This is a genomic window from Paenibacillus sp. plas6, assembly GCF_057221655.1.
Genome location: NZ_CM170151.1, coordinates 130,787 through 154,490, shown reverse-complemented (window position 1 = coordinate 154,490; position 23,704 = coordinate 130,787). Strand labels below are relative to the sequence as shown.

At 40.5% G+C, this 23,704-nt stretch carries 25 protein-coding genes and 1 riboswitch; all 25 genes read left to right on the top strand.

The genetic code is table 11. The features are described from left to right. The first annotated feature begins 25 nt into the window (after positions 1–25). Positions 26–1,357: a pyrimidine-nucleoside phosphorylase gene (locus tag AC2TDL_RS00740; protein ID WP_484698071.1), complete on the top strand. Its 1,332-nt coding sequence runs from the start codon at positions 26–28 to the stop codon at positions 1,355–1,357. 218 nt (positions 1,358–1,575) lie between these two features. Further along, complete coding sequence (locus AC2TDL_RS00735) at positions 1,576–2,787, top strand: D-alanyl-D-alanine carboxypeptidase family protein (protein WP_484698069.1); 1,212 nt, start codon at positions 1,576–1,578, stop codon at positions 2,785–2,787. 138 nt (positions 2,788–2,925) lie between these two features. Beyond that, a complete protein-coding gene (gene spoIIAA, locus AC2TDL_RS00730) occupies positions 2,926–3,273 on the top strand; it encodes an anti-sigma F factor antagonist (RefSeq protein ID WP_484700961.1) in 348 nt (115 codons plus the stop codon). After that, positions 3,270–3,716 (top strand): anti-sigma F factor, encoded by a 447-nt coding sequence (spoIIAB, locus tag AC2TDL_RS00725; RefSeq protein ID WP_484698066.1) that lies wholly within the window; start codon positions 3,270–3,272, stop codon positions 3,714–3,716. Before spoIIAA ends, spoIIAB begins: the two co-directional genes overlap by 4 nt. Before the next feature lie 19 nt (positions 3,717–3,735). Beyond that, positions 3,736–4,491, top strand: a complete 756-nt coding sequence (gene sigF, locus AC2TDL_RS00720) for an RNA polymerase sporulation sigma factor SigF (RefSeq protein WP_484698064.1) — start codon at positions 3,736–3,738, stop codon at positions 4,489–4,491. Positions 4,492–4,774: 283 nt separating this feature from the next. After that, positions 4,775–5,434, top strand: coding sequence for a stage V sporulation protein AA (locus AC2TDL_RS00715; protein WP_484698063.1), 660 nt, complete (start codon positions 4,775–4,777; stop codon positions 5,432–5,434). After that, entirely contained in the window at positions 5,427–5,855 is a 429-nt protein-coding gene (locus tag AC2TDL_RS00710; protein ID WP_484698061.1) for a stage V sporulation protein AB, read from the top strand. The genes AC2TDL_RS00715 and AC2TDL_RS00710 overlap by 8 nt, the downstream gene beginning before the upstream one ends. 30 nt (positions 5,856–5,885) lie before the next feature. Then, positions 5,886–7,640, top strand: a complete 1,755-nt coding sequence (locus AC2TDL_RS00705; RefSeq protein ID WP_484698060.1) for a spore germination protein — start codon at positions 5,886–5,888, stop codon at positions 7,638–7,640. 104 nt (positions 7,641–7,744) lie between these two features. After that, complete coding sequence (gene lysA, locus AC2TDL_RS00700) at positions 7,745–9,076, top strand: diaminopimelate decarboxylase (RefSeq protein WP_484698059.1); 1,332 nt, start codon at positions 7,745–7,747, stop codon at positions 9,074–9,076. Positions 9,077–9,129: 53 nt separating this feature from the next. After that, complete coding sequence (locus AC2TDL_RS00695) at positions 9,130–9,561, top strand: peptidylprolyl isomerase (RefSeq protein WP_484698057.1); 432 nt, start codon at positions 9,130–9,132, stop codon at positions 9,559–9,561. A 258-nt stretch (positions 9,562–9,819) separates the two neighbouring features. Then, positions 9,820–9,984, top strand: a riboswitch (FMN riboswitch). 183 nt (positions 9,985–10,167) lie between these two features. Beyond that, the gene (gene ribD / locus AC2TDL_RS00690; protein ID WP_484698056.1) at positions 10,168–11,283 is read left to right on the top strand and encodes a bifunctional diaminohydroxyphosphoribosylaminopyrimidine deaminase/5-amino-6-(5-phosphoribosylamino)uracil reductase RibD; all 1,116 of its coding nucleotides are present in this window, start codon (positions 10,168–10,170) and stop codon (positions 11,281–11,283) included. A 27-nt stretch (positions 11,284–11,310) separates the two neighbouring features. Then, positions 11,311–11,985 carry a riboflavin synthase gene (gene ribE / locus AC2TDL_RS00685; protein WP_484698055.1) on the top strand — a complete coding sequence of 225 codons (675 nt, stop codon included), beginning with the start codon at positions 11,311–11,313 and terminating at the stop codon, positions 11,983–11,985. 25 nt (positions 11,986–12,010) lie between these two features. After that, positions 12,011–13,246, top strand: a complete 1,236-nt coding sequence (locus tag AC2TDL_RS00680; RefSeq protein ID WP_484698053.1) for a bifunctional 3,4-dihydroxy-2-butanone-4-phosphate synthase/GTP cyclohydrolase II — start codon at positions 12,011–12,013, stop codon at positions 13,244–13,246. Between the two features lie 63 nt (positions 13,247–13,309). After that, a complete protein-coding gene (gene ribH, locus AC2TDL_RS00675) occupies positions 13,310–13,780 on the top strand; it encodes a 6,7-dimethyl-8-ribityllumazine synthase (protein WP_484698052.1) in 471 nt (156 codons plus the stop codon). Between the two features lie 71 nt (positions 13,781–13,851). Beyond that, positions 13,852–14,634, top strand: a complete 783-nt coding sequence (locus tag AC2TDL_RS00670; protein WP_484698051.1) for a segregation and condensation protein A — start codon at positions 13,852–13,854, stop codon at positions 14,632–14,634. Beyond that, positions 14,603–15,208 carry an SMC-Scp complex subunit ScpB gene (gene scpB / locus AC2TDL_RS00665; protein WP_484698050.1) on the top strand — a complete coding sequence of 202 codons (606 nt, stop codon included), beginning with the start codon at positions 14,603–14,605 and terminating at the stop codon, positions 15,206–15,208. Before AC2TDL_RS00670 ends, scpB begins: the two co-directional genes overlap by 32 nt. A 113-nt stretch (positions 15,209–15,321) precedes the next feature. Continuing rightward, positions 15,322–15,984, top strand: coding sequence for a DUF2953 domain-containing protein (locus AC2TDL_RS00660; RefSeq protein WP_484698049.1), 663 nt, complete (start codon positions 15,322–15,324; stop codon positions 15,982–15,984). Between the two features lie 88 nt (positions 15,985–16,072). After that, entirely contained in the window at positions 16,073–16,570 is a 498-nt protein-coding gene (ytfJ, locus tag AC2TDL_RS00655) for a GerW family sporulation protein (protein WP_484698048.1), read from the top strand. A gap of 237 nt (positions 16,571–16,807) precedes the next feature. Next, positions 16,808–17,965 (top strand): D-alanyl-D-alanine carboxypeptidase family protein, encoded by a 1,158-nt coding sequence (locus tag AC2TDL_RS00650; protein ID WP_484698045.1) that lies wholly within the window; start codon positions 16,808–16,810, stop codon positions 17,963–17,965. Between the two features lie 59 nt (positions 17,966–18,024). After that, positions 18,025–18,717 (top strand): nucleoside recognition domain-containing protein, encoded by a 693-nt coding sequence (locus tag AC2TDL_RS00645; protein ID WP_484698044.1) that lies wholly within the window; start codon positions 18,025–18,027, stop codon positions 18,715–18,717. Then, complete coding sequence (locus AC2TDL_RS00640; protein ID WP_484698043.1) at positions 18,710–19,246, top strand: spore maturation protein; 537 nt, start codon at positions 18,710–18,712, stop codon at positions 19,244–19,246. The genes AC2TDL_RS00645 and AC2TDL_RS00640 overlap by 8 nt, the downstream gene beginning before the upstream one ends. 55 nt (positions 19,247–19,301) lie before the next feature. Continuing rightward, positions 19,302–20,042, top strand: a complete 741-nt coding sequence (locus AC2TDL_RS00635) for a pseudouridine synthase (RefSeq protein ID WP_484698042.1) — start codon at positions 19,302–19,304, stop codon at positions 20,040–20,042. Positions 20,043–20,131: 89 nt separating this feature from the next. Beyond that, positions 20,132–20,656, top strand: a complete 525-nt coding sequence (locus AC2TDL_RS00630; RefSeq protein WP_484698040.1) for a redoxin domain-containing protein — start codon at positions 20,132–20,134, stop codon at positions 20,654–20,656. Positions 20,657–20,747: 91 nt separating this feature from the next. Then, the gene (gene resB, locus AC2TDL_RS00625) at positions 20,748–22,424 is read left to right on the top strand and encodes a cytochrome c biogenesis protein ResB (RefSeq protein ID WP_484698039.1); all 1,677 of its coding nucleotides are present in this window, start codon (positions 20,748–20,750) and stop codon (positions 22,422–22,424) included. Beyond that, a complete protein-coding gene (ccsB, locus tag AC2TDL_RS00620; RefSeq protein WP_484698037.1) occupies positions 22,421–23,683 on the top strand; it encodes a c-type cytochrome biogenesis protein CcsB in 1,263 nt (420 codons plus the stop codon). The genes resB and ccsB overlap by 4 nt, the downstream gene beginning before the upstream one ends. The last annotated feature ends 21 nt before the right edge of the window (positions 23,684–23,704 follow it).

Sequence of the window (23,704 nt, the reverse complement as noted above, 5' to 3'; positions counted from 1 at the left end):
CGCAAAGCACATACTGGAGGAAACGATGAGAGCCGTAGATTTCATTCAACAGAAACGCGATGGGAAAGAGCATTCTACTCAAGACATATATGAGTGGATTGAACGATATTGCAAGGGTGAAATACCTGACTACCAAATGGCAGCTTGGACGATGGCTGTCTACTTTAATGGCATGACAGATAAGGAAGTTGCTGCATTAACGTTAGCGATGGCACAATCAGGGGATCAAGTTGATTTGTCTGCTATTGAAGGTATTAAAGTGGACAAGCATTCGACTGGTGGTGTCGGTGACAAAACAAGTCTCATTATCGCTCCGATCGTAGCAGCGGTTGGAGTCCCTGTTGCGAAGATGTCTGGTCGAGGACTTGGACATACTGGGGGAACAATCGATAAGCTTGAATCCATTAAAGGTTTTCATACTGAATTAACGCAAAAGCAGTTTGTCGATCAAGTGAACTCCATAGGTGTCTCTCTCATTGGTCAAAGTGGAGATTTAGCTCCGGCAGATAAAAAAATGTACGCTTTAAGAGATGTGACAGCGACCGTAGAATCGATTCCTCTAATTTCAAGCTCAATTATGAGTAAGAAAATAGCAGCGGGTGCAGATGCGATTGTACTTGATGTGAAAACGGGAAATGGTGCGTTTATGAAAAATCTTGAGGATAGCATAAAGCTAGCTCAAGCAATGGTGACAATTGGAACTGAAACAGGCAGAGAAACTGTAGCAGTTATTAGCGACATGGATCAGCCGCTTGGCTTTGCAATCGGAAATGCACTTGAGGTTGCTGAAGTTATTGCGACATTAAAGGGTGAAGGGCCGAAGGATTTAACCGAGCTATGCTTAAGTCTTGCTTGTCAGCTTGTTGTGCTTGGTAAAAAAGCTCATAATGTTGAAGAAGCTCGCAAATTGGTTGAGAGAGTGTTAGACAGTGGGGAAGCATTAAACAAACTGCGTCAGCTAATTACTGCACAGGGAGGGGACTCGAGCGTAATCGACAATCCAGCTCTCTTGCCGCAGGCTAAATATCGCTATGAGGTAACAGCATTGCAACGTAATGGCTACGTTACAGCAATTGCCGCTGAGCAGTTAGGGTTAGCGGCAATGAAGCTTGGTGCTGGACGAGCGAAAAAGGAAGATCCAATTGATCATGCAGTAGGTATTGTATTACGCAAGAAGGTAGGACAGCAGATTGCAGCAGAGGATGTGCTTGCAACACTCTATACCAATACTGAACTTGATGAAAATCATGAGGTCGTGAAAATGGTGCAAGAAGCTTTTCAGATAGCTCAAGAGCCGCCAGCACTTAAACCTTTGCTGCAAGCGATCGTAACTAAGGAAGGTGTGCAACGTTTTTAAAGTTGCAGGGAGTTCATAGATAGAGAAAAAAATCATATAAAAAGAAAATAAACCTATTTTAGAGGTGCATGTGATGCTCTTGTAACAATGATTCATATTGTTGAGAGCTGGCAGGCACCTCTTTTTTGCCTTGCTTTATTTTGGAATAAAGTAGGTTGTAATAGGCAATAATGAGTAACTAAGTTACATAATGCAACAGCATTCAATCTAATTTCCTAATGGAGGGACATGAGTTGAAAAAGTTTACCGTTTCGTTATTAATCTTCAGTATGTTGCTGGCAAGTAACGTTTTTGCACCTACGATTGCAGCAGAAGAATCAAATTCAGCCAAAACCGGCAGCACTAGCAATTCTGGTCCTGCTTTAGCACAAAATGCTGTATCTGCAATCGTAATGGATGCCGAGAGTGGAACCGTAATTTTTGAGAAGAATAGCCATCAAAAATTACCTCCCGCTTCAATTACTAAAATTATGACGATGTTGCTCGTCATGGAAGCAATTGATCAAGGTAAGCTTAAGCTGACTGATATGGTAACAACAAGTGAGCGTGCTGCATCAATGGGTGGCTCGCAAATCTTTTTAGAGGTTGGCGAGCAAATGACTGTAGAGGATATGCTGAAAGGAGTAGCAATGGCATCAGGAAATGATGCATCTGTTGCACTTGCAGAAAAAATAGCCGGAACCGAAGAACAGTTTGTTGCTATGATGAATGAGCGCGCATCACAGCTAGGCTTAAAAAACACTCATTTTATGAATTCAAATGGATTGCCAACAGAAAACCATTACTCTAGTGCATATGATATTGCGGTTATGTCACGTGAATTAATGAAATATGATTTAATTCGCAACTTTACGGGGAAATATCAGGATTATTTGCGTAAAGATACAGATAATCCTTTCTGGCTAGTCAATACGAATAAATTAGTTCGTTTTTATGACGGTGCAGACGGTATAAAAACTGGCTATACAAGTGAAGCAAAATATTGCTTATCTGCATCTGCAACGCGTGATGGCATGCGATTAATCGCAGTTGTCATGGGAGCTCCTTCAACTAAGGTGAGAAACGCTGAAGTTACTCAAATGCTAGATTACGCCTTTGCCCAATATATGAATTTTCCGATCTTTAAGAAGGGAGACTTAATCGGAACTTTAAACATTGAAAAAGGTATGGAAAGCAAGGTAGATATTGTAGCACCTCGCAACTTTAGCATACTTGTAAAACGCGGTAGCAACACTGAACAAATTCATTATGAGCTAGATATGGATGAATCTGTTAAAGCACCTATTGTTAAAGGACAGCCAATTGGCAAGCTAATGATTTATCAAGGGGATGTTCTAATGAAAGAATATGAGCTATTAGCCCCAGAAACAATTGAACGTAGCAATTGGTGGAGATTATTGAAACGTTCGACAAAAAGCTTGTTCCATTAGCATAAAAAATAAGCTTTTAGCGCTTTTCTTCTAGTTTTGTCAGGTGGCAGGAAAAGTTAATTTCATTGTTGAATCATACTCTAACAACTTATGCACCTTTGACAAAAATAACAAAGAGGAGCTGAGCGTGTAGTGAGTATGTTAGCAAATATTGAGCATCATCAAAATGCGATCATTGTCCGCTTAAAGGGCGAGTTAGATCATCATAATGCTGACAAAGTACGAAGCTTAATTGAACAAGCGATGATGAAAGAGCATGTAAAGCATGTAGTAATGGATTTGAAGCAGTTAAACTTTATGGATAGCTCTGGTATTGGGATCATCCTAGGCAGATATAAGCAAGTGAAGGCAAGAGGCGGCAAGATGATTATCTGCAATGCTAATCGTACCGTAAATCGTCTTCTCGAAATATCAGGCTTATTTAAAATCATTGAAAGCACTGATGATGAGTATCACGCGCTTTCAAGCCTGGAGGTGGTATCATGAGCGCCAATAATAAATTCTCTCTAACTTTTAGTGCTCAATCCTGTAATGAAAGCTTTGCCAGAATGGTCATTGCTAGCTTTGTCTCTACACTTGATCCGACAATGGAGGAACTGGAAGATATTAAAACTGCAGTTTCTGAAGCAGTCACGAACAGTATTATTCATGGCTACAACAACGACCCAAGCAAGCAAATTGTCATGAATGGTGTTATTGAAGATGGAAAAGTGACAATTGAAATTATTGATTACGGTGTCGGGATCGAAGATACGGAACTTGCCCGCACACCGTTATTTACAACAAGACCTGAAGAGGAAAGATCAGGAATGGGATTTACCATCATGGAGAACTTTATGGATCATTTTGAAGTAACTAGCACACTTGGCGGTGGGACAACAATATCGATGATGAAGCGCATCGCATCAAAAAAAGCGCTCTTTAGTTAGGGCATAGGGGTTGAACCTCATGAATGTGGATTTGAAGCAAACAGGCCAGCCTTATCTGGATGATGCAGAAGTAAAACGGTTAATAGCATTGGCGCAGGCGGGCGATATGGGCGCACGAGATCGACTTATTCAATCCAATATTAGACTCGTCTGGTCGGTGGTTCAACGCTTCATGAACCGTGGCTATGAGCCTGAAGATTTGTTTCAGATAGGTTGTATCGGGCTATTGAAATCAGTAGATAAATTTGATTTAAGCTATGACGTAAAATTTTCTACGTATGCCGTACCGATGATTATCGGCGAAATTCAACGCTTCCTGCGTGATGATGGAACGATCAAGGTTAGTCGTTCATTAAAGGAATTGGCTAATAAGGTTCGTAAAATGAAGGATGAGTTATCCAAAACATTGGGACGACTGCCAACAATCTCGGAGGTAGCCGAGCGATTAGGAATTACACCAGAGGATGTCATCTTTGCGCAAGAGGCCAATAAGCCTCCTACTTCCATTCATGAGACTGTTTTTGAAAATGACGGCGATCCCATCACACTTATGGATCAAATCGCGGATGAGTCACAAGAAAATTGGTTTGACAAAATGGCACTTGCTGAAGCGATTGAAGGGTTGAGTGAACGGGAACGAACCATAGTTTATTTACGTTACTTTAGAGATAAAACGCAATCAGAGGTTGCGAGCCGCTTAGGAATTTCTCAAGTTCAAGTATCGCGCCTTGAAAAGAAAATTTTGAAGATGATCAAAGATCAGATTGCATTATAGAAATATACTATGGCTAAAGCTTAGCTGATCTATATAAGAAGCTAAGCTTTAGCCTGTCATAAGCTGGGCAGAAACATGGAGTATTCTCTTGTAGCATCAGGAAGAATTTTAAATTCTACCTGCGAAGCGAAGGAGGAATAAGCCGATTTCTGCCCAGCTTTTTATGTGTAACTAGCTACCTTGATCGAGGTTTGCAATAGCCTTCCTTTTTAGCCATTAGGATAAAAATTCAAGATTTGCTCATACTAACATGAGGCTACATAGACGAAGAGGAGGCGTGTCTATGGCAACGGAGGCACAGGCAAAAACTATTTTTATCCGACTTAAAAAAAGAATAAGCATAAGAAAATACCAAGAAGTCAAACTCAGTGATGCTGCACATGTACTCTGTGAAGATAAAAATATAGAGCAAGAGCTGAAAAACTTAGTGTTATATAAACATCAGCAGCAAGACGGAAATCGTGTGGTCATTGATTTGTTGCAAATTATTGATCTTATCAAGTCTCGTTGGCTTAATATACAAATTGAAGTGTATGGTGATCCGCAAATATTAGTTATGATATCCGAGAAACCAAATAAGCCGCGTTATTTGCTGCTTGTTATATGCTGGCTTCTGTTATTTTGCGGTTCGGGGTTAGCGTTAATGAATTTTCATGCTGATGTAAATATGAAAGAAACACATATTCGTATTGTTGAGCTGATTACAGGCGAGCGAGTCGACCATCCATTATGGTTTCAAATCCCATATTCTATTGGGGTTGGCATAGGGATGGTATTGTTCTTTAACCATATTTTCAAAAAGAAATTTAATGAGGAGCCTAATCCTTTAGAAGTAGAAATGTTTATGTATCAGGAAAATGTAAACACCTATGTTATTGCAGAAGAAATACGTAAACGAGGTAAAAAGCAAAGAGAAAAGCTAGGAGAAGAAGGATATGATTAATGCTTCTTTAGTAGCTTTAACTGTGTTTTTGGCTTTGGCTGGCGGCATCGTTGTAGGTACGAGCTTTGTAGCATTACTTGTTATTTTTGACTTAGTTCCCCGTTTGGCGCAGCTATCGAATGCCTATCATCTTTCGTATATTTTTGAGGCTGCGATTATGCTAGGAGCACTGTACTTTACGGTAACAGATTTTTTTGATTTAACGATAAAGCTTCCTTATGCAGCGATTTGCATTGTATCAGGTTTATTAAATGGCATGTTTGTCGGGATGCTGGCAGCAGCATTAACCGAGGTGTTAAATGTGTTGCCTATTTTAGCGAAACGACTTCGCCTCTCTGCGGCAATTACTGCATTGATGATGGCGATGGTGCTTGGCAAAATAACAGGCTCATTAATTGACTGGCTTATGTTTCAATGGTGAGCTTTTATATTTGAAGAAAGGGTGTTATTGATGAGGGATCAAGAGCAACAACATTCTACGCAACAATCATTTCATCCATCGCAGTTGGAGCCGCGCTCTTTACAAGCAGAAGCTGATAACGAGAGTAATGGACAGGCTGAACAACAGCAATATAGTGATCAAAATGATGTTCAGATCGGTTTTCGCAATATAGTTGAAAAGGGAGTTTGGAAGCCTGCAAGTGGAACTTCAGATACAACTTCGCAACATAATCAGCAACAACAAAAGCAGCAAATACAAACCGCAGATTTAGAGCCGATACCAGGCACTTTGGATAACATTTTAAAGCGCCTAGAAGATGAGCTTGGTTATAAAACGAGCTTTGATGTATCGGTTAGAGAAATGACGATTGCTTCGAAGCGAGTTGCTTTTCTGGCTATGAGCGGTCTTGTCAATTCTTCCATTTTGCTGGAAACAATTGAACGTTTGACTTATTTACAAAGTGATGATTTAAAAAATGATGCGTTGGAAAGCTTTTTTACATACTATATTCCGACAGCTCAAGTTCGTAAAGAAGAAGATTGGAATTTAGTATTAGCTTCTGTCTTAGGCGGAGAATGTGCGATTTTTGTAGATGGAGATACTACTGCTTTAATTATTGAAGTGCGCAATTTTCCAGCACGAGGTCCAGAAGAACCGTCACTTGAGAAGGTCGTGCGCGGTTCTCGTGATGGATTTATTGAAACGATGATGGTTAATATTTCGTTAGTACGTCGTCGGTTAAAAGATCCTATGCTGCGCTACGAGCTGCTCAGGGTAGGGGCAAGGACAAAAACGGATGTTTGTATTGCTTATATTGATGATATTGTTGATAAGCAGCTTCTCCAGGAAGTAAAACGAAAAATTGAAATGATCAAAATTGATGGTCTTCCGCTTGCAGATAAACAGCTGGAGGAGGCAACAATTAAACGAGGCTGGAATCCTTTTCCGCTTGTTCGTTATTCTGAGCGTCCAGACATCGTAGCCTCCCATTTGCTTGAAGGTTCAATTGCAATTTTTGTTGATACGTCGCCTAGTGTAATGATGCTGCCTGTAACCTATGCCGATTTAATGCAGCACGCAGAAGAAAATAGACAAACCCCTTTAGTAGGTTCATATTTACGCTGGGTGCGATTTATTGGTATAATGGCTTCGTTGCTTTTGCTTCCACTCTGGATTTTGTTTGTACAGCATCCAGAGTATCGACCTGCTCCGCTTGATTTTTTAGGACCAAAGGAGACAGGAGCAATACCGTTAGTTGCCCAGTTTTTGATCGCTGAGCTAGGTATTGATTTGATGCGTATGGCTTCAGTTCACACGCCAAGTTCACTCGCTACAGCTATGTCATTAGTAGCAGCTATTTTAATTGGGGATGTAGCTGTTGAAACCGGTGTATTTGTAACAGAAGTTGTTCTTTATATCGCTGTGGCAGCAGTAGGGATGTTTGCTACTCCGAGCTATGAGCTGGGACTTGCGAATCGCTTAGTACGATTATTACTAATTGTTACCGTATCCGCATTTGGCTTGGCAGGTTTAACGATACCGTTAACGTTAATTATCGTTGCTTTAGCTTTGGAACGTTCTGTTAATCGTCCATATTTATGGCCGCTTATACCATTTGATATAAAGTCTGCAATAAATATTCTCATTCGCAAGCCGGTGTTGTATAATCGTACTCGACCTAATATTAATAAGCCGCAGCAATATGAACGGATGCCAATTGATGATCGGGATTCTAATGGAGATAAGACTAAAAATACAAACTAATTACGAAAATATCCATTTCTTCAACGTTCATCATTAGGTTATACTGTTGAAAACGATATTATGGGTCTATCTTTAGTATTGATAGAAGAAAGATGAGGGGAACTATGTATCTACACGGAACGAGTAAAATTAATGATAAAGGCCATTTAGAAATCGGCGGAGTAGATGTTGCTGATCTAGCAGCGCAATTTGGTACGCCGCTATATATTGTTGACGAGGCGCTAGTTCGTCAACGCGCACGTGAATATGTAAATGCATTTCAAGCTACAGGATTAAAGTTTCAAGTAGCTTATGCAAGTAAAGCATTTTCTGTAAAAGCAATGTGTGTGCTTGCAGAACAAGAAAACTTATCCTTGGATGTTGTATCTGATGGGGAATTGTATACAGCGATCCAAGCTGGTTTCCCTGCTGAGCGTATTCATTTCCATGGCAATAATAAAACTGAAGAAGAAATTAATATGGCATTAGAAGTTGGCATTGGCTGCTTCGTAGTTGATAACTTTATTGAGCTTCATACATTAAATGAGCTGGCAGCAAACAAAAATAAAGTAGTTAATGTATTGCTTCGCATTACGCCAGGCGTTGAAGCGCATACACATGATTATATTTCCACTGGTCAACAAGACTCTAAATTTGGTTTCGACTTAGGCAACGGTTCTGCTCGTGAAGCGATTATTCAAGCGAGCAAGCTTTCAAATCTTAAACTTTTAGGTGTACATTCACATATCGGTTCACAAATTTTTGAAGTTGAAGGCTTCCGTATGGCAGTAGAAAAAGTTACTCAATTTGCCGTAAGTGTACGCGATGAGTTTGGTATTCTATTCTCTGTCATTAATGTTGGCGGCGGCTTCGGTATTCGCTATGTTGAGGGAGATACACCGCTTCCGATTGCAGAATATGTTCATGCAATTGCTGATGCAATTAAAACAAACTTTACGGCTGCTGATTATCCTTGGCCAGAAATTTGGGTAGAACCAGGCCGCAGTATGGTAGGCGACGCTGGTACTACACTATATACTGTAGGAACAAGTAAAAATATTCCTGGAATTCGTAAATATTTAGCAGTAGACGGCGGTATGACTGACAATCCTCGTCCTGCATTGTATCAATCTAAATACGAAGCAATTCTAGCAAATCGTGCAAATGAAGAAGCTACTGAAGTTGTATCGATTGCAGGTAAATGCTGTGAAAGCGGCGATATGCTTATTTGGGATTTGAAGCTTCCTGAAGCTAAAAAAGGTGATTTGCTAGCAGTATTCTGTACTGGTGCATACAACTATGCAATGGCAAGTAACTATAACCGCATTCGTCGTCCAGCAGTTGTATTTGTTAAAGATGGTCAAGCTGATCTAGTTGTACAGCGCGAATCTCTTGAAAATATTGTATGCAATGATCTAATTCCTGAGCGTCTACAAAAATCTTCACTTGCGAAATAAGCAGGAAATTGGTAACGTATTGTTATCTAAATGAAGAAAGGTAGATGTAAATCATGGCAAAACAAGCGAAAATTAAACTTGCAGCAGGTGGCGAGGTTATTCTAGACCTATTTGAACAAGATGCACCAAACACAGTTGCAAACTTTGAAAAGCTTGCTAATAGCGGATTCTATAACGGATTAATTTTCCACCGTGTAATCCCTGGTTTTGTTGCTCAAGGCGGATGCCCTTACGGCACAGGTACTGGTGGTCCTGGTTACACAATTAACTGTGAAATTAATCCTAATAAACATGAGCGTGGATCGCTTGCGATGGCACATGCTGGTCGTAACACAGGCGGTAGCCAGTTCTATATTTGCTACCAACCACAACCACATCTTGATGGACATCATACTGTCTTTGGTAAAGTTGTGAAAGGCATGGAATTTGTTGATGCTCTTTCCAATGGCTCGAAAATGGAATCTGTTGAAGTTTACGAGGTTTAGTAGAAAACGCGTAAACAGCCATTTTTGATTAGGACAGTCTTGTATATGGAAGGCTTAGCAACACTTGTATTTGCAAGTTAGCTAAGCCTTTTTAAGTACAATGCTCATATGTAGCTTGGTTACAATGGTGTGTTAAAGAAAGCAACAGAAAACAGCTGAGATAAAGTTATAGCTGGCGCCTTGATTTTGCTTCGGAATAATGGTAATATTCGAGTATGAATTCATCTAACAATGATTAATAAGTTAATAATACAAAGCAAGCTCCTTCGGGGTCGGGTGAAATTCCCAACCGGCGGTGATCGAGAAAGTTGAGTGTTGCTCCTGTCTCGTAAGTCCGTGACCCAATTTATATGTGGTATATAAATTGGCTGATCTAGTGCAAGTCTAGAACCGACAGTAAAGTCTGGATGGGAGAAGGAGAACTTTCGACATTGTGCTCTCATTATTAAAAAGTGAGGACACGAATCTATTTTGCATTTTATATGTGCAGAATTTCACAAGAATCATGGTAGCGACTCTAACAAATGAGAGCAAGCATGTTTATTTGCTGTCGAAATTAATCAATCTCCCCCCGAATGGCAGTTTGTCGTTTCGGGGGTTTTTGTTTTGATTGAAGTTATAAATGATGAATACTACATGGATTTAGCGATTTCAATGGCGAGTAAAACTATCGGTCAAACAGGAATTAATCCAGTCGTCGGCTGTGTAATTACGAAAGATGGCAGTATTGTTGGTATGGGCGCACATCTGCAGCGTGGCGAAGGTCATGCGGAGGTGCAGGCTATTAAAATGGCAGGCGAAAAAGCAGAGGGCGCAACCGCTTATGTCACATTGGAACCATGCAGTCATTTTGGTAAAACACCGCCTTGTGCAAATTTGTTAATCGAAAAAGGGATAAAACGTGCCGTAATAGCTACACTGGATCCTAATCCACTTGTAGCTGGCAGCGGAGTAGCTCTTTTAGAGAAGGCAGGAATTGAAGTTGTTGTTGGTGTTTTACAAGAAAAAGCAACAAAATTAAATGAAAAATTTAATCACTATATTACAACAAAGCGTCCGTTCGTTACATTAAAGTCAGCAGTTACGCTAGATGGACGACTAGCGACAAAAACTGGAAGTTCGCAATGGATTAGCGGACCGGCTGCTCGAGCAGAGGTACATGCGCTGCGGCATCAGTACCAAGGGATCATGGTAGGAGTAAATACGTTATTAGCCGATGATCCTTCATTAACGACAAGGTTAGAGGTTGCTGCAAAACAACCTGTTCCGATTATCGTTGATGCTAAGCTCCGTACACCAGAAAGTGCAAGGGCGCTTAAACTAAGCAACTCAAAGGCAATCATTTTCACAACAAATGATGCCAGCCGCGAAAAGCAGGCACTGCTAGAGGAGGCAGGTGCAACTGTCGTTCGCTGCGGCGAAGGTGACAAAGTAGATTTATCTGCGGCAATGGCTTGGCTTGGCGAGCATGAGATTAGCTCGATCTTGCTTGAAGGTGGAGGAAAATTAAATGGTGCGATGCTGGAGGCAGGATTAATTAATAAAATCATTCTTTATTATGGAATGAAATTTGTTGGCGGCAGCTCCTCCCCATCCCTCTTCGATATGGAAGGGGTGGCGAAGATGGAGGAGGCTTTTAGCTTAGAGGAGGTTGAGGTATCGCTTGTTGGAGAAGATATACGGGTAATCGGTTATCCGCGTTATCGGAGAGGCAAGCAATAGCATGAATTGGAGAGGAGAAGAAGCTATATGTTTACAGGTTTAGTGGAGGAAGTCGGCAAGGTAAGCCAAGTAAGAAGCAAAGGAGAAGCAATGCAGCTTACAGTAGCGGCTAAAAAGGTGCTTGATGGGGTAAAGCTAGGAGATAGTATTGCTGTTAACGGTGTGTGCCTAACAGTTACCTCATACAATCAAGATAGCTTTACAGCAGATATTATGCCTGAAACATATCGACGCAGCTCTTTATCTCATTTAAGCAAAGGTGCAATGGTTAATCTGGAGCGGGCGATGGAAATAGGCTCACGTTTTGGTGGGCATATTGTACAAGGGCATGTCGATGGATTAGCGACAGTTAAAGATAGTTATGTGGATGGCAATGCAGTTGTTTACACTTTAGAGCTTGAAGATGAGCAGCAGCTGCGCTATATCATTCCTAAAGGCTCTATTACCATCGACGGCATTAGCTTAACCGTCGTTGCTGTAATGGAAAAATTTGTTTCTGTTTCAATCATCCCTCATACTTTAGCGCAAACCGCATTGCAATATCGAAAAGCTGGTGATGTCGTTAATATTGAGTGTGATATTATCGGTAAATATGTTGAGCATTTGTTGGGCTTTGCCGGAGTCGGTACGGAACGAGGAGACTCCAAAAAGCAGCCATCTAAGCTGTCCGCAGCTTTTTTACAAGAGCACGGCTTTATGTAAGTGACCCGAAGGGAGGACAATGAAAATGTCAGAGAGAGAGAATAATGGAATTGGAGCAGAGAATAACCCATTTGACAGTATCGAAGATGCAATTGTTGATTTAAAACAAGGAAAAGTTGTTATCGTTGTTGATGATGAGGATCGGGAAAATGAAGGAGATTTAGTTGCGCTGGCGCAATATGCCACAGCAGATACAATCAACTTTATGATTAAAGAAGGTCGCGGATTAGTATGTGCGCCAATTACTGAGGAACGTGCAATGCAGCTAGATTTGCCGCCAATGGTAAATCATAATACCGATTATCACGGAACAGCGTTTACTGTATCAGTTGACCATATTACGACAACAACTGGTATTTCAGCTGCAGAGCGTGCAATGACAGTTCAAGCACTTATTGATGATGAAGCGAAAGCACAACATTTTCGCAGACCTGGTCACATCTTTCCTTTAATTGCGAAAAAAGGCGGAGTATTGCAACGCGCTGGTCATACGGAAGCAGGAATTGACCTTGCGAAACTTGCAGGCGCAAAGCCAGCCGCAGTCATTTGCGAAATTATTAAGGAAGATGGCACAATGGCGCGACTTGATGATTTGATTCAGTTTAAAAAACAACATGGCTTAAAATTAATTACAATTAAAGATTTAATTTCTTATCGCAGCCATACGGAAAAGCTAGTTAATCGTGAAGTATCCTGCAAATTGCCTACTGACTATGGTGATTTCCGAATCGTTGCTTATACTAATGTTATTGATGGCAAGGAGCATGTTGCTTTAGTTAAAGGTGAAATTGATTCCAGTAAACCAGTATTACTTCGCGTGCATTCCGAATGCTTAACTGGAGATGTATTTCATTCTCATCGCTGCGATTGCGGTCCACAGCTTGCAGCAGCTTTGGAGCGAATTGAGCAAGAGGGCAGTGGAATATTGCTCTATATGCGTCAAGAAGGTCGCGGCATAGGCTTAATTAATAAATTAAAAGCTTATGTGCTGCAAGAGGAAGGTTATGATACCGTTGAAGCGAACGTTAAGTTAGGCTTCCCTGCTGATTTGCGCGAATATGGAATCGGTGCGCAAATTTTGAAGGATTTAGGTGTTAAGCAAATTCGTCTGCTTACGAATAACCCGCGTAAAATTAAAGGGTTAGAGGGCTACGGATTAGAAGTAGTGGAACGAGTTCCAATCCAATTAAAGCATAACAAACATAATGAAAAATATTTGCATACGAAGCACGAAAAACTTGGACATCTGTTAAAATTCTAATATTGATAGAAAATTAATGATTTTGCAGAAAATAATTATTAAAATAAAGGGAGAGTATTTATTATGGCATTCGTTTATGAGGGCAATTTAATTTCACAAGGTCTAAAATATGGAGTTGTAGTTGGTCGTTTTAACGAATTTATTTCTAGCAAGCTGCTTGCAGGTGCATTAGATGCCTTTAAGCGTCATGGTGCGGAGGATAATGAAGTTGAGGTAGCTTGGGTGCCAGGCGCATTTGAAATTCCATTAATCGCGCAAAAAATGGCCGAAAGCGGAAAGTATGATGCCGTGATTACACTTGGTGCTGTTATTCGCGGTGCTACTCCACACTTTGACTATGTGTGCAATGAAGCAGCTAAAGGTGTAGCTGCGGTTGGCTTAAAAACTGGCGTGCCAACGATTTTCGGTGTGTTAACTGTTGATTCAATCGAACAAGCAATTGAACGAGCTGGTACGAAAGCAGGAAATAAAGGCTATGAGGCGGCTGTTACAGCAATTGAAATGGCGAACTTGACGAAAGCTCTAAAAGCATAGTAAGCTAAGTTCGGTTTACATTAGTGAGAATTAGTTGTCCTAAGTTATGGAGAGCAACAGGGGGTTGAAAAGTGTCTGTACATTACAAGCTGGATTCTTTCGAAGGTCCACTCGATTTATTGCTTCACTTAATTGATCGAGCCGAGATCGACATACATGAAATATCCATTAGTGAAATAACAACACAATATATGGATTATTTGCATGCGATGAAGGAATTAGAGCTAGATATTACGAGCGAATTTTTGGTAATGGCAGCAACGCTGCTTAGCATTAAGAGTCAGCAGTTATTACCGAAGCCTCCTGTATTTGAAGACCATGATTTCGAGGAATGGGTTGATGAAGGACCTGACCTGCGTGAGGAGCTAATTCAAAAGCTAATCGAATATCGCAAGTTTAAACAAATTGCTGAGGAACTAAAGGAAAAAGAATTTCAGCGCTCCCTTGTATATTCCAAGGAACCTGAGGATATGAGTGCATATATGAAAGAGCAGCCAATTAATCCTTTGCAAGGGGTGTCCCTTGCAGATATTGTAGCTGCTTATCAAAAAGCGATAAAGCGTGCTAATCGCAGAGATATTATCGCCACTGTGCAGCGTGATGAAATTTCAGTGAAGGATCGAATTCGTGATATTGTTGAAGTGCTGCGACAGTTTGAAACGGTACGTTTCTCCAAGCTGATTCGTGATCATATGGCAAAGCATGAGATCGTCGTTACGTTTTTGTCTATTCTTGAGCTGATGAAGATGAAACATATCCGTTGTTATCAGCACGGACTTTTCGACGATATTGTCATACAGTGGAGAGGAGAAGGGGCTGTAGATGGAATTTCAGAAATTGAAGTCGATTATTGAGGGACTGCTGTTTATGGCGGGTGAGGAAGGGTTAACGAAGCGTCAGCTTGCCGATATTATGTCAATTGACGGAGATTATGCTGAGGAGCTAGTGCTTGACCTGCAGCGTGATCTAGAGCGTGATGGACGAGGTGTCCAAATCGGTATTATTGCTGGTGCATTTCGCTTAACAACAAATCCTGATCATGCGGCTTATTTTGAAAAAATGGCCTATACACCAACACGTTCTCAGCTTTCACAGGCAGCTTTAGAGACGCTTTCGATAATTGCCTATAAGCAACCAATTACGCGTGTTGAGATTGAGGAAATTCGTGGCGTTAAATGTGAACGAGCGATTCATACCCTTGTCGCTAAAGATTTGATTGAAGAAGTGGGCAGAGCAGATGCGATCGGCCGCCCGATTCTTTATGGTACGACGAAAACATTTCTAGACAGCTTCGGACTTGCGTCGATTAAAGATTTGCCAGAGCCTAAAGTGGTTTCACTGGACGATGAAGAGCTGGATCAGCAAACACAGCTTCTATTCGAGCGTTTTGAAGGACGGCAAATGACGATTGACGAAGTAAGAGAATAACATAGACAAGATTAATGCAATTATTATCATATTCATAATGTACATAAGACTGGTTCATACTATAGTCACATATGGCAATTTTGCTTAGCTTATCCTTAAGGAGGAGATTGAGCATGCTTGCAAGTTATTGGCTATTATGGATCGGTCTTTTTTTTATTGTCGTCATTATTGTTCTCTCTTTATCTAAAGTAGAATTAAAGTTTTTTGTGCGTCGTAAAAACGAAGACGATGCAATGAAAATGACGATTACAGCGTTATATGGACTTGTTTCATTTTCACTAAAAATGCCATCATTGCAATTAAACACAAAAGGAATTGGCTTTCGGGTAAAAAAGTCAGATGGTTCTGATACAACACACGAATTTGAAGTGGACGAAGCGATTTCAAATTTTGAACTTATTCTTGATATGCTTGATATGATTAAAGAGTTTAAGGTTTGGTTTCGCAATCTTTTGTATAAGGTAGAATTATTAAATTGGCGCTGGCATTCCGTTGTTGGCACTGGAGAGGCGATGTCTGCCGCGTTAAGCTGCGGCGCGCTATGGTCAATTAAAGGGCTTATCTTTGGACGAATATCACGCTTTATGAAGGTAATGAATGCTCCTGATGTAGTGATTCAGCCTCAATTTCAACATAAAGTGTTTATTACGGAATGGTCTTGTACGTTGAAGCTTAAGCTCGGTTCATTAATTGTAGCAAGCTTTTATCTGCTGTTTCATTTTACACAATTTCGCAAAAGCCTACGGCTATGGAAGACATTGGTGTCTAGGGTGTAACGAGAGAAGGGTACATACAACCTGCCTGTATTGGAAACAATACAACTGCATGGAGACGACCTAAATTTCTTATCGAGGAGGAGAAAAGATGTCAACCAATCAAATCGAAGGCTTGGTCGGTGTAAGCTTAAGTCAAATTAAAGATATGCTCGGCATTAATACAATTGTTGGTGACCCAATTCATACGCCAAGTGGTGATACAATTTTACCAATCTCACGTGTTGGTGTAGGCTTTGTTGCGGGTGGCAGCGAGCTGCGTATGAATCATGATGAGCATGAGCATCACGAGCAAGGAGCATCGGTAAATCGCCAGTTGCCGTTTGGCGGAGGAAGCGGCGGTGGTGTATCCATCACTCCAATCGCCTTTCTTGTAGTTGGGATGCAGGGAATAAAAGTAGTTCCACTTGATAATCAAACACATCTGCTTGATAAAGTCATTGATACTGCACCAGCCATAATTGAAAAAGTGACGTCTGCATTTACTGGCTCCTCTCGTTCAAACACATCAGCAGAAGCAAGCAGCGACAGCGGAATGCAGGCAAGTGTAATGAGCTTTAATCATAATGGCAATGGTACAGTCCAATAACTTGGATAAGGCAAACAAACCGTATTATTGATGAAAGAGTAAACCAATCTAGAAGCGTAAAAGCAAACGAATTGTATACAATAAGTTTTCCCTAAGATGATCAGAGCGTCATATATGGCCTTTTGATCATCTTTTTTTACTAATCTAAGCAGATTCAGGAATGTTAGGATTGCTCGTCTACAATGACAAGCCTCTGCATATACTACGAATAGACAACTAAGAGTTAGGAGGACATCAATGAACAAGCAATTAAGGAGATGGATTAGTTTAATTATTGTTGCGTTTATCATTTTCACTGCGACTGGCACACCAACTGTATACTCAGCGCCAGATATTGGAACAAATGCCTATGCTTCAGCCGTTATTGACGTACAATCTGGGCGAATATTGTATAGCAGAAATGGTGATGTAGAGACGAAAATCGCAAGCTTAACAAAAATTATGACGGCAATAGTAGCAATTGAGCATGGGCGGCTTGAGGATAAGGTGAAAGTTTCTCGACGTGCGGCAGGAAAGGAAGGCTCATCCATCTATCTTAAGGTTGGCGAGGAGATGACGCTATCTAATTTATTGTATGGCTTAATGCTTCGCTCAGGAAATGATGCAGCTACCGCAATTGCTGAGCATGTTGGAGGATCAGAGGCAGGCTTTGTGTACTTAATGAACCAAAAGGCGGAAGAGCTTGGCTTAAAGCATACCCAGTTTCGCAATCCGCACGGCTTAGATGAGGAAGGGCATTATTCTTCTGCCAATGATTTAGCGAAATTAACTGCCTATGCGCTAAAAAATAAAATTTTTGCGGAAATCGTGAAAACAAAATATAAACAAGCTCCTAATCCATATGAAAAATGGAATTATTCATGGCGTAACAAAAATAAAATGCTGTTTATGTATGAAGGAGCGGACGGGGTTAAAACCGGTTATACGAAGCAGGCACTTCGTTGTCTAGTTAGTTCTGCGACGCGCAATGGACAGCAGCTTGCAGTGGTTACATTAAATGATGGGGATGATTGGCGTGATCATCGCAATTTGCTGAATTGGGGCTTTAAACATTTCCCATTATCAAATTTAGCGGAGGCAGAAGAGCGGGTGCCTGGAAGTCAGCTTGTTTATGGGACAAATTTCCGTTATCCGCTTGAACAAGAAGAACTAGAAAAGATTAAGGCTGAAGTTTCCTTAGTGGATGCGAACAGTATTCATTATTCACTCGGTGAGCGTGGCAGAATGAACTATTATCTCGATGGAGTGCCAATTGGCTCTATTCCATTATATGAAAAGGGCAGTCCGCGAATTAAGCTAAACGAACGATCGGCAGAAGCAAGCTTTGCCCAATTTACGAAACAAAACCATTGGTATAGCTCATTGTACAACACGCTCAAGGAATGGCTGCAATAAATTCAATTGCTTACTGCAATATACAGAACAGATACGATCATGTAGGGGGAGGCATGACGATGGTTAATTGGATTTGGTTATTTTTTATAGTCATTAGTGTTATTTTTGGCATTATTAACGGTAATATTGATGCCATAACACAAGCTGCGTTTGATGGGGCAAAATCAGGAGTTACAATAAGCTTCGGTTTAATTAGCATTATGGTGTTTTGGTTAGGAATGATGAAAATAGCTGAGGAAGCGGGCTTGCTGGATAAGCTCTCTCGCTTCCTTTATCCTGCCGTAAGATGGCTGTTTCCGGATATTCCAAAAAATCATCCCGCATTAGGATATATTATGAGCAACTTAAGTGCCAATATGTTTGGCTTAGGCAATGCTGCTACACCGATGGGGATTAAAGCGATGCAGGAGCTGCAAACTCTTAATCCAGACAAACATACAGCAACGCCAGCGATGTGTACGCTGCTTGCCTTAAATACGTCGAGCATTACGCTCGTTCCTACGACGTTAATTGCAATACGTATGAATTATAACTCTGCCAACCCTGCTGAAATTATTGGAACGACGCTTGCAGCTACCTTTATTGCCACAGGAGCTGCAATCGTAGCTGATCGCTGGTATCGCAATCGGGATAAAGGACCTCCAGTTCCAATTACATATCGAAATCAATCTAAAAAACATAAAAAGCCGCTTCCTCCTAATACAAACGATATAACTGACTTGCCAAGGCTAGGAGGTGAGGCGCATGGTTAATTTTTTGTCGCAAATATCGGCCTATATGATTCCTGCAATCCTTGTTTTTATACCTCTTTATGCATTAGTGCGCAAAAAACAGCCAGTGTATGAGTTGTTTGTTGATGGAGCTAAAGATGGCTTTGATACGGCGATTGGCATTATTCCTCATTTAGTAGGGATGATGGTGGCAATAAGCATGTTTCGCGCTTCAGGTGCTATGGAAGCGATGCTTGCATTAGTTAAGCCGATATTTGATTGGCTAGGAGTTCCTAGTGAAGTATTCCCGCTAGGGATTTTACGTCCGATTACAGGTGCTGGATCACTAGCTTTTACTGCAGATCTAATTGCAACTTATGGTCCTGACTCGATGATTGGCAGAATTGCCTCGACGATTCAAGGCAGCACTGACACAACACTGTATGTGCTAACGGTTTATTTTGGAGCAGTAGCAATTCGCAATTCTAAATATGCGCTAAAAGTAGGTTTATTCTCGGATTTTGTAGGTTTTATCGCTGCTATTGTCATCTGTATGATCGTATTTAACTAGTGAAGCTTGTGCTTTTCGTTTCTAATCGTTATGATGGTAGATGAGGTGAACAAACTTGGAACGATTGCAAAAAATATTAGCTCAAGCAGGTGTTGCTTCTCGACGCAAATGCGAGGAGTTAATTTTATCGGGAGCGGTTGAAGTAAATGGTGAGCCTGTAACAACGTTAGGGACAAAGGCAGACCCTAATGTTGATGTGATTACAGTAAACGGACGTCCAATACGAAGTGAAAAGAAAGTTTATGTGATGTTAAACAAGCCTAAAGGCGTTATTACAAGTGCCAAGGACCCGCAAGGAAGAAAAGTTGTCGCTGACTTTTTGCCGGGAATTAAAGAGCGGGTTTATCCGGTTGGACGCTTGGATTATGATACAGAAGGCTTACTTTTGTTAACAAATGATGGGGAGTTTGCAAATTTGCTAACTCATCCTAAGCATCATGTACCAAAAACGTATTTGGCTACCGTAAATGGAATACCGCATGGAACTGCTTTGGAAAAATTGCAAAATGGTGTCATGCTGGAGGACGGAATGACTTCTCCTGCAGAAGTTGAGTATCATGATGTTGATATGGATAAAAATGAAGCCACGATTCGTATTACGATTCATGAAGGCAGAAATCGCCAAGTTCGTCGTATGTTTGATTCAATTGGACATAAAGTTATACGTTTAAAGCGTGTAAGATTTGGCGAGCTTACTTTAGAAGGATTGCCGCGAGGAAAATTTCGTCATTTAACTGAACAAGAAGTGAACATGTTGCGCAATGAAGCTCGCAAGTCACATAAAGTTCAAAAATAAGAAGAAACGACGGCATATGATGCCGTCGAATTTTCGTTATAATTAAATTGGGCTTAGTATGTCACAAACTTAATAAGGTGTGATACATAATGGGTAAATATCGAAAAAAGGTGCAGGTTGTTGTATTATTGCTAGCACTTTTACTCGGTGGCTATGCAATTATCCAAACCTTTACTGCAGACGAAGGTGGAATAGTAAAAAAGGGTGAACATGTTCCGCAATTTCGCTTAGCAAATTTACAAGGTGAGCCTGTTGCTTTAGAAGATTACTTAGGTAAGCCAGTTATCATAAACTTTTGGGGAACATTTTGTGAGCCATGTATAAGAGAAATGCCTTCTTTTGAAAGACAGTATGAGCAATGGAAGGATCAAGGAGTAGAAATTTTAGGAATTAATTTAAGCGAAGATACAATTACAGTATCGAATTACGTAAAAAAGCTCGGTGTTACTTATACCATACTACGCGATGTAGATCGCAAGACAGAAAAACGATACAGCCTTCGCTCGTACCCGACGACGTTTTTTGTTAACCGTGACGGGACGCTTTCCTCTGTATTTGTTGGAGAAATGACGGAGTCACAAATACAAGAGCATATTCAGCAAATCGTTCAATAATAGCTTATGCTTATGCACTGCTTTTCATGCAAAAAATTAGTTTTAACACTCAACTTAATGAAATGTATGAAAGGCTTGAGGAGGGTAGTTTGTGTTATTACCAGTTAATACGAAGTGTGAATGTGGGCATCAAAATGCTGTTGGTACTGTGTTATGTGAATCGTGTGGTAAACCGTTAGATAAAGAACTACTAGAAAGTAATGAACCATTAGAGATGCGTTATGATGGTGTAGCACGACGATCACAGAAAGCCAATCCCGACTTTTTAGATAAAGTATGGAACTTTTTCTCTTCTGTTAAAGTGGCAATCTATTTGATCGTTATTACATTCATTGGTGCGATGCTAGGAACAATTTATCCGCAAGCATCTACTTTTTTATCGAACACTTTTGATCCTAGTGTCTATTACGAGGAGAAGTACGGCTTTTCAGGTAAACTATACTACTTGCTAGGTTTGCATAACACTTACTCAAGCTGGTGGTTTATTACCTTACTTGTAATGATCGGCACATCGCTGGTAATTTGTAGTATTGACCGCGTATTGCCACTATATCGAGCGCTTAGTAAGCAACAAATTCGCAAGCATCATTCTTTTTTAAAACGGCAAAAAGCAACCTACAGTGGCGTTTTGAAAGAAGAGCCGATTGAATGGACTGCTAAATATGGTGAAGCTTTGCGTAAAAAAAGATATAAGGTGACGATCGATCAATCTGGCACAGCTCTGTTAGCGGAAAAAAATCGCTTTAGCCGCTGGGGACCATATATCAACCATATCGGTTTAATTCTCTTTTTACTTGTGCTGCTAGCTCGCAGCATTCCTGGTTGGAATGTCGATAAATATATTAGTATTGCTGATGGAGATACAGTACCGATTGTTGGTACAAATTATTATGTAAAAAGTGAAGGCTTTTCAATAGAGCTGTATAATAATGAAGAACTTCCGCAAGAGATGAAGGATAGCGGTCGCGTTAAGACATATCAAACGGATGTTATTTTGTATGAGTGTACAAATAACTGTAATGATGATACAACTAGACCGACATTAGAAGAAGTACATAGACATTCCATTTTGGTGAATTCGCCATTACGATACAAGGAATTGAAGCTTTATCAATTTGACTATAATTTAACTCCTCGATTAAATGCTGTTTCACCGATGATTATTAATCTTGAAACAGGCGAAAGCTTTGGTCCTTTTCATCTTAAAATGGTGGAGCCTGAGCTAAATTATGAAGTTGGCCCTTATAAGCTGGAGCTGTTAAGCAAATATATGGACTTTTCCATTAATAGTGAAGGCGAGCCAATAACATTATCCAATAATCCTAATGCCCCAGCGTTTATCTTTAATATTAAAGGTCCTGGTCTTGCAGAGAATGGTGAGGTGTTTATGTACTTCCCATTAGAAAAAGATAAGGTTCGCTTTTCTCAGGATGTCATTAATCGCGAGCTTGCTAAAAAAATAGATATTCGTGTAGAGGGTATGGAAAATATTGATTTTTCAGCAGCTACGACCTACTTAAATGTTCGCATAGATAAAGCAGTTAAATATTTATGGATTGGTGCATTTTTCAGTATGCTAGGCCTTATTATGGGAACCTATTGGCAGCATCGTAGAATATGGCTGCGTATTGACGATGGGCAATTAACGCTCGGTGCACACACAAATAAAAACTGGTATGGCTTGAGAGCGGACGTAGCTTATGCCCTGAAGCAATGTGGCATTGAGCTTGACCCTAAAAGTCTAGACAATGGAGGACATAAAGGATGAATTGGTTACAATTGAGTAGTTCTAGCCTTGGTGCTGCATTTTTTATCTATGTTATTGCCACAGTATTTTATATGGTTACATTGGCAGGGAAAAAATGGAGCAAGCGAGATCCTAAGCTTCATGAAGCTCGTTGGGGAAAAATAGCGTTTGCTACTTCAACCTTGGGGCTAGTTGCCCATCTATTGTATTTCTTTGCACGTTGGATTGGCAGTGGTCAAATTCCTACAAGTAATTTATACGAGTTTATTACGTTGCTAAGCTTGACCATTATGATTGCATATACGATCATCTTCGTTATTTATAGAAAACCGTTGTTAGGCTTGTTTGCCCTGCCGTTAACGATTATCGTAATTGCTTATGCTTCCGTATTTCCTAGTGAAGTGCAGCCGTTAATTCCTTCGCTGCAATCACATTGGTTAAAAATCCATGTAACGATGGCTGCGTTAGGGGAAGCTTTTTTCGCTGTTGGTTTTGCAGCGGGGCTAATGTATTTGCTTCAAATCGTTGATTACAGTGATAAAAGTAAGCTAGGTAAACGTGCAAGCCGTTGGCTAGAATTTACGTTAATTTCAATCATTATTGTTATCGGGTTTATTGTGGCAGCCTTTGGTTTTAAAGGGATGGGTTACACAGCAACATTCAATCAGGAAAATGTTGCTGTATCGGAATTAGGCGAACTATCAACATCTGTATCTACGGTTGAGTACACAATGCCGCCAATTTTCAAGCCATATAATAGTGAAACGGTTGAGGTAACACCGTTTTTAGGTATGAAGGATGGATTGTTTGAAACACCATCATGGTTTAATGGCGTTTACTCTGGACGAAAGCTTAATACAGTGGTATGGTCAATTATTGTTGGTCTAATCATTTATGGAATTATTCGTTTAATCATTAGAAAGCCGCTTGGTGCAGCAATTCAGCCTGCACTTAAAGGAATTGATCCAGATGATTTAGATGAAATTAGTTATCGAGCGATTGTTATTGGCTTTCCAATCTTCACATTAGGTGGACTAATTTTTGCAATGATCTGGGCAGAGAAGGCGTGGGGTCGCTTCTGGGGCTGGGATCCGAAAGAAGTATGGGCGCTCATTACTTGGCTTTATTATAGTGCTTACTTGCACTTCCGTTTATCGCGCGGCTGGCATGGCAAACCTTCAGCTTGGCTAGCTGTAATCGGATTTATTATCGTATTGTTTACACTTGTTGGTGTTAACCTATTAGTAGCAGGTCTGCATTCTTATGCAGGTGTCAATTAGTTTTAATTAAGTCGGAGAGAG

Bases quoted from the DNA above. Each gene is read 5' to 3' on its own strand.
- AC2TDL_RS00740 (WP_484698071.1), top strand. From the start codon at position 26: ATGAGAGCCGTAGATTTCATTCAACAGAAACGCGATGGGAAAGAGCAT.
- AC2TDL_RS00735 (WP_484698069.1), top strand. From the start codon at position 1,576: ATGGAGGGACATGAGTTGAAAAAGTTTACCGTTTCGTTATTAATCTTC.
- spoIIAA (WP_484700961.1), top strand. From the start codon at position 2,926: ATGTTAGCAAATATTGAGCATCATCAAAATGCGATCATTGTCCGCTTA.
- spoIIAB (WP_484698066.1), top strand. From the start codon at position 3,270: ATGAGCGCCAATAATAAATTCTCTCTAACTTTTAGTGCTCAATCCTGT.
- sigF (WP_484698064.1), top strand. From the start codon at position 3,736: ATGAATGTGGATTTGAAGCAAACAGGCCAGCCTTATCTGGATGATGCA.
- AC2TDL_RS00715 (WP_484698063.1), top strand. From the start codon at position 4,775: ATGGCAACGGAGGCACAGGCAAAAACTATTTTTATCCGACTTAAAAAA.
- AC2TDL_RS00710 (WP_484698061.1), top strand. From the start codon at position 5,427: ATGATTAATGCTTCTTTAGTAGCTTTAACTGTGTTTTTGGCTTTGGCT.
- AC2TDL_RS00705 (WP_484698060.1), top strand. From the start codon at position 5,886: ATGAGGGATCAAGAGCAACAACATTCTACGCAACAATCATTTCATCCA.
- lysA (WP_484698059.1), top strand. From the start codon at position 7,745: ATGTATCTACACGGAACGAGTAAAATTAATGATAAAGGCCATTTAGAA.
- AC2TDL_RS00695 (WP_484698057.1), top strand. From the start codon at position 9,130: ATGGCAAAACAAGCGAAAATTAAACTTGCAGCAGGTGGCGAGGTTATT.
- ribE (WP_484698055.1), top strand. From the start codon at position 11,311: ATGTTTACAGGTTTAGTGGAGGAAGTCGGCAAGGTAAGCCAAGTAAGA.
- AC2TDL_RS00680 (WP_484698053.1), top strand. From the start codon at position 12,011: ATGTCAGAGAGAGAGAATAATGGAATTGGAGCAGAGAATAACCCATTT.
- ribH (WP_484698052.1), top strand. From the start codon at position 13,310: ATGGCATTCGTTTATGAGGGCAATTTAATTTCACAAGGTCTAAAATAT.
- scpB (WP_484698050.1), top strand. From the start codon at position 14,603: ATGGAATTTCAGAAATTGAAGTCGATTATTGAGGGACTGCTGTTTATG.
- AC2TDL_RS00660 (WP_484698049.1), top strand. From the start codon at position 15,322: ATGCTTGCAAGTTATTGGCTATTATGGATCGGTCTTTTTTTTATTGTC.
- ytfJ (WP_484698048.1), top strand. From the start codon at position 16,073: ATGTCAACCAATCAAATCGAAGGCTTGGTCGGTGTAAGCTTAAGTCAA.
- AC2TDL_RS00650 (WP_484698045.1), top strand. From the start codon at position 16,808: ATGAACAAGCAATTAAGGAGATGGATTAGTTTAATTATTGTTGCGTTT.
- AC2TDL_RS00645 (WP_484698044.1), top strand. From the start codon at position 18,025: ATGGTTAATTGGATTTGGTTATTTTTTATAGTCATTAGTGTTATTTTT.
- AC2TDL_RS00640 (WP_484698043.1), top strand. From the start codon at position 18,710: ATGGTTAATTTTTTGTCGCAAATATCGGCCTATATGATTCCTGCAATC.
- AC2TDL_RS00630 (WP_484698040.1), top strand. From the start codon at position 20,132: ATGGGTAAATATCGAAAAAAGGTGCAGGTTGTTGTATTATTGCTAGCA.
- ccsB (WP_484698037.1), top strand. From the start codon at position 22,421: ATGAATTGGTTACAATTGAGTAGTTCTAGCCTTGGTGCTGCATTTTTT.